The following is a 2,044-nucleotide window of genomic DNA, read 5'->3' on the forward strand; positions in this document are numbered from 1 at the left end:
TACTCACCGCTGCTTTGGCCAGTGGTCGTGCAGCGGGCTTGGGAGCTTTAACCTGGCTGCAAACTGGAAAAAAACTTTCATTAGCCACAGTTAGACCTACCTCTAATGAACAACATTGAAGAAATTATCCAAGCATTAGTTGAGTTTCGTGATGAGCGGGATTGGGCGCAATTTCATAATCCGAAAGATCTCGCCTTGGCGCTGAATATTGAGGCTGGCGAGCTTCTGGAAGCATTCCTTTGGAAATCTTCTGAGCAAGCCAATATCGACAAAGTGAAAGAGGAGCTTGCCGATGTTTTCGCGTTTGCTTTTCTGCTAGCTGAAAAATACGATTTTAATATTAAACAAATCATGCTCGAGAAAATTGAAAAGAACGCGCTGAAGTATCCTGTTGCTAAATCCAAAGGGGTCGCGAAAAAATACACGGATTTATAGGCGTTCTGTAAGTTCCAGTTCAATGGTCATTTTGTCGCTAACCGCCATAGTGAGGTGAGTTCTGCTGCACGAGCAGCGTGCAGCGGGTCACTGGTATCCGCCACCCGTTTATGGTATGGCTTGATATCTGATTTACTCAGAACCTTCAGGCCCGCTGCGTCAATGGCAGCAAGTAATTCAGCACGAGTGCGCAACCCAAGGTGTTCGGCAAAATCGGAAAGAATCAGCCAGCCCTCGCCTTCAGATGCGAGATGTAAGCTGAGTCCATGCAAGAATCCCCACAACATTCGACTGCCCGGGTCGAATATCGCATGCTCAAGCGGTGAGCTGGGCCGTGCGGGAATCCACGGCGGATTGCACACGATCAGCGAGGCTTGTCCTTCCGGAAAGAGGTTTGTTTGCACCAGATCAACTTGGGTTGTTATGCCCAAGTGGGTCAAATTCTCGCGCGCGCAATTAATGGCACGTACATCCAGATCAGTCGCGACAATGCGCTGGAAGCCCCGGCGCGCCAGCACGGCGGCCAGTATGCCTGTTCCAGTACCGATATCGAACGCGACAGACTGTGCCGTGACTTGCCTGGGTAAGGGGGCGTTGATCACCAAATCCACGTATTCGCTTCGAATGGGTGCAAACACACCGTAATGCGGGTGAATACGGCCACCCAATGCTGGTGGCAACGCTATGCCCTTTTTACGCCACTCAAAGGCCCCGATCAGCCCCTGTAATTCACAAAGTGATGCGATATAAGCTTCTGTCCGCGGACCATGCGCTTCAAGACACTCCAAGCGTACATCGGGCGCGCGGCGTAAAGGAATGCTGTGATCTGCATTGAAAGGAATGAGTAGATTGCCCAAAATACGGGCACGTTGGGATTGAGTCTGGCGGTACCGATGAAAGCGTTCGGTAGGTGACGAGGTTGTTTTGTGTGCGAGTCGTTTTTTATCTATTCGTCTTGCCAATGCCTGCAGTAATTGGCGTGCATTTTGGAAATCCCCCTTCCACAGTAGTGCTGTTCCTTCGCAGACCAGGCGGTAAGCTACATCTGCAGTCATGCGGTCATCGATGGCCAGCACAAGCCTGGGCGCAGGCATTCCTTTTTCTGAATGCCAGCGAGCTGATCGCTTAATGCCGGCTTCGTTCCAGCTAATGACAGGATAATCGCTCATGGTGATAGACGAGCTAGTCGCGATTGGGTAGGAGCGGCGAAGGAATAGTCATATAAATACATGGCGGGATGCAGAGATCAGCAAGTAACATGGAAAAGCCCGATGGTTGGGCCTTTAGCCTTGTTCCACTGGTGAATGGCCTCGGGAGTAGGGGAGAGATCAACTCGGACTCCCTCTTTCTGGAAATACTCTGATGCCTCTTTAGAGAGCGTGACATTGCCATCATGGCCTGAGCCAATGATAAGCCGTTCAGTTCCCTTTTCGAATATATGCTCAGCCTCTTCAAGGGAGATGATATGTGATGTGCCGAACACTGCCTTGGATAATTTTTTCTTTCTCTTCTTGATCTTACCTGAAAGCCTGATGAGAACATCGTGTTCGATATCAGACCCATCAATAGTGATAGAGCCAAATTTGGTACCGTCAATTCTAGGATTCAT

General features: G+C 49.9%; 3 protein-coding genes. 1 reads left to right on the forward strand and 2 read right to left on the reverse strand.

Annotation, left to right across the window (positions count from 1 at the left end):
- Positions 1-105: 105 nt before the first annotated feature.
- Positions 106-435 carry a nucleotide pyrophosphohydrolase gene (locus tag BM122_RS21120; protein ID WP_074907631.1) on the forward strand — a complete coding sequence of 110 codons (330 nt, stop codon included), beginning with the start codon at positions 106-108 and terminating at the stop codon, positions 433-435.
- Between the two features lie 26 nt (positions 436-461).
- On the opposite strand, the gene BM122_RS21125 is transcribed toward BM122_RS21120, so the two are convergent.
- A complete protein-coding gene (locus BM122_RS21125; protein ID WP_074907633.1) occupies positions 462-1,604 on the reverse strand; it encodes a 50S ribosomal protein L11 methyltransferase in 1,143 nt (380 codons plus the stop codon).
- Between the two features lie 77 nt (positions 1,605-1,681).
- The coding region (locus tag BM122_RS21130) for an MTH938/NDUFAF3 family protein (protein WP_074907636.1) at positions 1,682-2,044 on the reverse strand (363 nt) is incomplete at its 5' end.

The sequence above is a fragment of the Nitrosomonas communis genome (genome assembly GCF_900114745.1).
In the GTDB taxonomy this organism is placed as follows: Bacteria; Pseudomonadota; Gammaproteobacteria; order Burkholderiales; family Nitrosomonadaceae; genus Nitrosomonas; species Nitrosomonas communis_A.